Annotated in this window: 6 protein-coding genes; 4 read left to right on the forward strand and 2 right to left on the reverse strand. The window is 33.4% G+C overall.

The window, feature by feature from the left end; all coding sequences use genetic code 11:
- The 4 genes from pheT to EZH24_RS04730 form a co-directional block, all read left to right on the forward strand.
- Positions 1-2,234, forward strand: a 2,234-nt coding sequence (gene pheT, locus EZH24_RS04715; RefSeq protein WP_137997968.1) for a phenylalanine--tRNA ligase subunit beta, incomplete at its 5' end; no start/stop codon positions are given.
- 23 nt (positions 2,235-2,257) lie between these two features.
- Positions 2,258-2,656, forward strand: coding sequence for a phosphoribosyltransferase (locus EZH24_RS04720; protein WP_137997969.1), 399 nt, complete (start codon positions 2,258-2,260; stop codon positions 2,654-2,656).
- A 178-nt stretch (positions 2,657-2,834) separates the two neighbouring features.
- Positions 2,835-3,464: a bifunctional nuclease family protein gene (locus tag EZH24_RS04725; protein WP_137997970.1), complete on the forward strand. Its 630-nt coding sequence runs from the start codon at positions 2,835-2,837 to the stop codon at positions 3,462-3,464.
- 16 nt (positions 3,465-3,480) lie between these two features.
- Complete coding sequence (locus tag EZH24_RS04730; protein ID WP_137997971.1) at positions 3,481-4,650, forward strand: tetratricopeptide repeat protein; 1,170 nt, start codon at positions 3,481-3,483, stop codon at positions 4,648-4,650.
- Between the two features lie 4 nt (positions 4,651-4,654).
- Here the strand turns inward: EZH24_RS04730 and EZH24_RS04735 are convergent, their stop codons facing one another.
- Positions 4,655-5,572, reverse strand: a complete 918-nt coding sequence (locus EZH24_RS04735) for a carbohydrate kinase family protein (RefSeq protein ID WP_137997972.1) — start codon at positions 5,570-5,572, stop codon at positions 4,655-4,657.
- A 26-nt stretch (positions 5,573-5,598) separates the two neighbouring features.
- On the reverse strand, positions 5,599-7,374 hold the full coding sequence (locus EZH24_RS04740; RefSeq protein ID WP_236847070.1) for a penicillin-binding protein: 1,776 nt from the start codon (positions 7,372-7,374) through the stop codon (positions 5,599-5,601).
- Positions 7,375-7,379: the final 5 nt, after the last annotated feature.

Consider the following 7,379-nt stretch of genomic DNA (forward strand, 5'->3'; position numbering starts at 1 on the left):
AAGTATATGCCGAAGTCAATATAGGAGACGAAACTTTATCTATAGTTTGCGGAGCGCCGAATGTGAGAGAAGGAATATTCGTTCCCGTAGCGCTGATAGGAGCGAAACTGCCAAACGGACTTACGATTAAAAAAGCGTCAATAAGAAATATCGAAAGTAACGGAATGTTATGCTCGAGAACGGAATTGGGCTATGACGAAATCGAAGGAATTTACGGAATATGGATATTGGACGAAGATATAAATAAAGCGGGATTGAATGCGGACGATATTTTAGGAAAACCGCTTTCTTTAATAGTCGGAGAAGGCGATTATATATTTAATGTGGAAATTACGGCAAACAGAGGAGATTTGATAAGCGTTATAGGTTTTGCAAGAGAGTGTTCTTTGGTATTGAAAAAAAGAGTAAGCGTCCATCAAGCGAATACTTACGATTCCGCTGGAGGAAATATCGATATAACTATAGAAAATCTAAAAGGCTGCTACAAATATACGGGAAGATTAATAAAAAATATAACGGTTGCTCCCTCTCCAGAATGGATGCAAAAAAAATTAAGAAAATGCGGAGTAAATCCAATCAATAATATAGTCGACATTACAAATTATGTTATGCTCGAATACGGACAGCCTTTGCATGCATACGATTTCGATAAAATAAAAGGAGAAAAAATTATAGTAAGAGACGCGAAAAACGGAGAAAAAATAATTCTTTTGGACGGAAGAGAAGTCGAATTAAGCGAAGAAGTTTTAATCATAGCGGACGAAGAAAATCCTATAGGAATTGCGGGAGTTATGGGCGGAGATTCCACAAAAATCGAAGAAACCACGAAAAATATTTTAATAGAATCGGCTTATTTCGACCATATAATCGTTAAAAAATCTTCCATCGCCACAAATACGAAAACGGACGCTTCTTATAGATTTGAAAGAGATATTGACCATACGGCGACTTTGCCAGCGTTAAATAAAGCGGTGGATTTAATAATAACTTTGGATAGCGAATGCAAAATAGCATCGAGAGCGAAAGAAGTAAATACGAAACAATTTGAAATAACCAAAATAATATTCGATTGCGAACTTGTAAAAAGATATTTGGGGCTTGATATGAATAGAAGCGAAATATCTTCAATATTCAAAAGATACGATTTCAATGTTTCCGCTTTGGGAGAAAATAGTTTAAAAGTGGAAGTTCCTTTTTACAGACATGATTTGTCGATAGCGGAAGATTTGGTGGAAGAGATAGCGAGAGTTTACGGATACAATAATATATCTTCGAATATTCCTCATATAAAATGCAATCCTATAAATACCGATTACGAAGAGATAAGCTTGATAAAGCATAAAATGGCTTCTTACGGACTTTACGAAACAAAACAGTATTCTATGGGAGATAGTTCCATTTTCAAACGATTCGGAATAGATGAAGAAAAATTTATTAAAGTGGTTAATCCTCTCACAAGCGAAATGGATGTTTTGCGTCCTACCGCTTTGGCTTCTTTATTGAATAATGTAATTTATAATCAAAATCATAGGCATAAAAACGGCGCTTTATTTGAAGTGGGAAATATTTTTTATAAAAACGGAGATAAATTTGTCGAAGAAAAGCATCTTTCGGCTGTTATGTTCGGATTATATCAAGAAAAATTATGGAATAAAGACGCGAGAGTTTACGATTTTTTTGATATGAGCGGAGTAATCGAGGAATTATTGATAAAAGATTTGAAATGCTCGGATTATAATTTGATTGCAAAAGAAAATAATTTATTCGTTCCTACAATATCCGCGGAAATCGTTATATTCGGAGAGAAAATAGGAATAATTGGCAAACTTCATCCGAAAATCCTTGAAATATTCGACATTAACACGGATGTTTATTATTTGGATATTGACATAAGAAAAACATTGAAACTTATTAAAGAGAGAGCGAAAAAATTAAAATTAAAAGACATTGGAAAATATCCAGCGGTATTCAGAGATTTGGCTTTGGTTTGCGACAATAATATAGAGTTTAGCAAAGTAATCAAAGCGATAAATAAATTCAGCGATATAATTCAAAATGTCGAAGTGGTAGACAGATATGTCGGCGAGCAAGTGGAAGAAGGAAAACAATCGATAGCGATTTCAATCACTTATTACGATATTAACAAAACATTAAAAGAAGAAGAAATTAATTCGGTTGAATCTTCTTTGCTTGAAATGTTGAAAAATAAATTCTCAATAAATTTGAGAGTATAATTAGAATTAAAATCGGAGAGATTATGGAATACGATATAATAAGCTGGGAAAATATTAACGAAGCGATAGAAACGATAGCGAAACAAATAGAAGATTCAAAAATTCATTACGAGGTTCTTTACGGACTCGCAAGGGGCGGATTAGTTCCAGCGGTTATGTTGTCGCATAGGCTGAATATTCCGATGGTTCTTAATATGGAAGAGGTTTGGAGATTAAAAGTAAAGAATAAAGCCGCTTTAATAGTGGACGATATTTCCGACACGGGAGATACTCTAAAATATTTTGACGAGCAGAAATTCGATATTGCGGCGCTTTTTGTTAGAGAACACACGAGCAAAGTAAAGCCGAAATACAGTTATAAAAATATTAATCATAATAATTGGCTTTTATTTCCTTGGGAGACAAAAGACTCGAGTAAATAATTAAAATATATAATATATTTATAAAAATTATTGACGAAGCGGTTAAAAGATTGGGAATAAATTAATTTGTTTTTTAAAGGTTTTATATTTATAATAATTTAAATAATAATTATCCGACACTTTATATTGACAAATAATATATTTACTATTATATTTCATATTTGAGAGGATTATAAAAGTGATTGAAGCGAAAGTTCACAGTTTGGCTATTACCGATAAAGGCTTTGTCGTTATGTTGAGACCAATAAATTCCGAAAAGGTTATTCCGATTTTTATAGATTATTTGCAGGCTCAATCTATGGCAACGGCGTTATTTAATTATAAAATGGGAAGACCTCTAACGCATGACCTTATAAACAGCATATTTAAAAACTGCAATATTCGACTCGTAAATATAATAATAGACAATGTTCATTTGGACACATATTATTCGAAACTTGTGATAGACCATAACGGAAAGAATATATTTATTGACGCTCGACCTTCTGACGCCATAGCGCTCGCTTTAAGATTTCAAGCGTCTATTTTTGTAGAAGAACATGTTATAGAAAAAGCGGGAATGATATTGGACGATAGCGGAGAGACGGCGAAAGAAACGGATGTAAAAAGCGGAATTCCTTACAACTATCAAGTTTTTGATAAAGAAAATTCCGACAATACTAAAAAAGACTTAAAATCAAACGAAAGCGGCGCCAAAACGAAAGAAGAAATACAAAAATTGTTGGAGCAAGCGGTAAAGGAAGAGAGATACGAAGACGCCGCAAAATATAGAGACGAACTTAATAATTTGGAGAATTTGGAAAATTAAAAAATATTGGAGTATTATGAATAAATATTTTAAAATTGCGCTATTTTTATTAATTGTTTGTTCCACAATATACGCTAAACCTTCCGACAAAATAAAATTTAATTCGAGCGAAGTGACAAAATTGGAGTTTGATTTTTTTACTAAAATCGATAGAGGACAGACTAACGATATAGAGACGCATTATGACGGATTTATAATAGCTTCTGGAATAACGGACGAAGAAGAGTTTAAATTATATAAAGGCAAATTAAACGAAATAAGAAATTTGGCAAAAACGGAACTCTCGCAATACGCAAGCGAAGGAGCTTACAATTTTGGAAAAAGATTGCTCGCATGGATTTACGAAAAAGGAATATTAAAAAAATATTTTGAAACGGCGACTCTATTTCAAGATATGATATATAAGGGAGAATACAACTGCCTAACTTCTAGCATATTATATTCTTTGCTATATACGGAATTCGGTTTTAATGTAAAAGGAATTTTAACTTCAAATCATGCGTTTTGTATGGTTTATACGGATAGAGGAAATATAGATGTCGAAACTACCGTAGCTAAAGGATTCGACCCTGGAACTAAAGAAATAAGAAATACGGGTTCGTCAACTATAATAACTTTCGTCCCAAAACAAAATTACAATAACAGAAACGAAGTCGATATTTTAACTTTAATCGCCACTCTATACCCGAATTCCATTTCCTTAAGAAAAATAGAAAGAGATTTGGACAGACAAATTATAATGGCAAAAAAAGCCTATTATCTATCGCCCGACACGGAAATGTATAACGATAATTTGATAAGAGCGTTCAATAGAGCGGCTTTGGAACATATAAGAAAATCGGAATATGAGGAAGCTTATAGACATTTGGAAGAGGCTTTAATTTTCGACAATAACAATTCGAGGACAAAAGACACTATAATTCGCTACTATAATTCTATGGGACTTTCGTATTTAGGGAAAAAAGATTTTCCGAACGCGATACAGATTTATAAACAAGGCTTAAAAGACACTGGCAATAACGCTAAAGTATTGGAAAATAATCTTAAAGTTTCGTATTATAATTATATCGTATCGGAATATAATTCGAGGAGATATAATAACGCTTACACAATTTCCGAAGAGGCTTTAAAATTATTTCCTAAAGATAGAGATTTTATAAGATTGCAAACTTCGATTCCAAAGTAAACGATTATTCCATATTAAATCTTTCTTTTATTGCTTTCACATCGTATTTTGCCGTTCCGCCTTTCACTTGAATCATCTCTTCCGAGACAGCCGAAGCGAAGTCCAAAACTTTTTTAATGTCGGATTTTTTCAAAATAGCGTAGCTTAAAGCGGCGCAAAAAGAATCGCCCGCACCTACCGTATCGACTACTTTAATTTTATTCGAAGGCTTAAATATATATTCGCCTTTATGAAGAGAAGCGGCGCCGTCTTTGCCCAAAGTTAAAAATATATAATCTATATTAAAATCTTTATTCAAATTTCTTAATAATATTTCGCTGTCTTTTTTTAAGTCGATTTTTAAAGAAGGATAAAATAAATTTTTTATTGCCAGAAGTTCGTCATCGTTTATTTTTAATATATTTATAAAATCCAAAGCCTCTTTTACTTTTTCTTTTGTGTAATAGTTTTTTCTAAAAGTGACATCGCATACTTTATATTTTGCGTCTATATTTTTGAATATATTTTTTAATGCGTTATAAGATTTTTCGCTTCTGCAAGAGAGAATATTAAAATAAAACAAATCGTATCTCTCTTTTAGGGCTTTTTCAATATCCGAACTAAATTCTATATTATCCCAAGCGACATTTTCATGAATTATATAATCTGGAACTTTATTTTCGTTCAAAAATACCGTAGCTTTTCCCGTTTCATAATTATCGAGAAGTTGTATCAGAGAAGAATCTATATTTTCATTTTCAATAAATTTAATAGCCTCTTTAGAAAAATCGTCTTTCCCCAACGCCGTTATAAATTTCAAATTATCGTCTTTTGATATGAGTCTCGATAACTGAACCGAATAATTGAAAGGCGCTCCTCCTATAACGGCAATATCCTCGTAAACATCGAACAAAAGCTCTCCAAAAACAATCGTTTTAATCATAAAAAATATTCCTATTTAATTTATTTCTACTCTACTTTTTTAGGCGGGTTAAGTATTAATCTTATCACGGAATCGTTCGTTATAACGTTTCCCGCTTGAGGGGAAAATTCCGAAACATAACCTTCGCCTTGAATAATTATTTTAGCATTATTATTTGTTACAATATAAGATATGTCGTTCAAAGCGTCTCTTAAAGATAATTTAGTCAAATCGGGCATAATGTTTGTTTCGTTTTCGTCTATAGTAGGAATTAAAGATAAAAATTCGTTTGTGTTTATAGTTTTTATTTCTTCGTCTCCAAGTCCGAGATACGGTATTATTTGATTTGCGACTTGAGCGAAAAGTGGAGTCGCCACCCTACCCGCAGCTCTCGCTCCGCTTCCCTGAGGGTCCTCAAGCAAAACAAGTATCGAAACTTTAGGATTCTCCAAAGGAAATCCTCCGACAAATATCGACTGATAATATTTTTCTGGTTTGCTATCCGCTCCTCCTCTAATGACTTCCGTTATAGCCGTTCCCGTTTTTCCAACCACATCTATATTAAGCAAATTAGCTCTGAATCCCGTAGAGCCAGATTCGACTCCTTTTCTTAAAAGAACTCTTGCAATCTGCGAATATTGAGATTCTATTATTCTTTCTTTTTTTAATCCGTTCGTCAAACTTATCTTTTCTCCTCCGCTATATATAGAATCCACAACATGCATTGGAACTTTATAACCGCCATTTAAAAGCGGAAGATAAGAAGAAGCCATTTGCATCGGAGTGACGCTTAAATCGTATCCTATTGCCAAATAACCTCTCGAAAATCTATGCCATTTATTTAAATCATGATAAATTCCGCTCCATTCGTTTTTATAAGGTCCCACATGCGTTTTCTCTCCAAAACCGAATTTTTTCAAATAATCGTAAAAGAATCTTCTGTCTATTCTTTCTGCTATTGTCACTATTGCAAAATTGCAGCTGTATTTTAATATGTCGTCAAAAATTATATTTCCATGCGGATAGTCGCAGTGAATTCTCGTCTGCGGACTATAATCGTAATAACCTCTGCAGTAAAATCTTTCGTCTCTATTTACTACGCCTTGCTCCATTGCGGCAAGTTCTGCGAATATTTTCATTGTTGAGCCAGGGTAAATCGTGCTCATTATACTTCTGTCGAGTCTCTCGTTATTAACATATTCAAAAGGACTGTTCGGGTCGAAAGAAGGATAAGAATAATTCGCTATTATAGCCCCCGATTCCACATCCGACACAATAATAGTCGCCGATTGCGGAGATTTTTCTGCTACGGTTTTTAAGACTTCGTTTCTGACTATTGTTTGAATATCTCTGTCTAAAGTCAATATCAAATCTTTTGGATTATCGTTTGCGGACGAAAGTATATTTTCGTAGCTTGCCTCGAGTCCCGCATAGCCTTCCGTTTCCGTTTTATTCATATATCCGATTACATGAGCAAAAATATCGTTGTAAGGATAGAGTCTTTTATGGCTTTCCGCTCCGTATATGCTTCTTATTCCGTATTCGCTTTTTACTTCCTGCATTTTGTTATAAGAATCTAAAGATAAATTTTGCGCCAGCCTTATGGTCCTTCTTTTCGATTTAAGATAATCGCCAACTTTTTCTTTAGTTATTCCTATTATTCCAAATATTTTATCGTAACCTTCGTTAACATCCATTCCTTCCTTTCCGTCCGATTTAACAGTTTGGGTGTCTATATATATCGTGTATGCGGGAATATTAATAGTTAGAGGACGCATTTTAGAATCGTAAATTATTCCGCGAGGCTTATTTGAAATTTCCAAAGAGT

The sequence above is a fragment of the Brachyspira catarrhinii genome (genome assembly GCF_005518285.1).
Classification (GTDB): domain Bacteria; phylum Spirochaetota; class Brachyspiria; order Brachyspirales; family Brachyspiraceae; genus Brachyspira; species Brachyspira catarrhinii.

Excerpts from the sequence above, each read along its gene's own strand:
- EZH24_RS04720 (WP_137997969.1), top strand. The coding sequence starts at position 2,258 with ATGGAATACGATATAATAAGCTGGGAAAATATTAACGAAGCGATAGAA.
- EZH24_RS04735 (WP_137997972.1), bottom strand. The coding sequence starts at position 5,572 with ATGATTAAAACGATTGTTTTTGGAGAGCTTTTGTTCGATGTTTACGAG.
- EZH24_RS04730 (WP_137997971.1), top strand. The coding sequence starts at position 3,481 with ATGAATAAATATTTTAAAATTGCGCTATTTTTATTAATTGTTTGTTCC.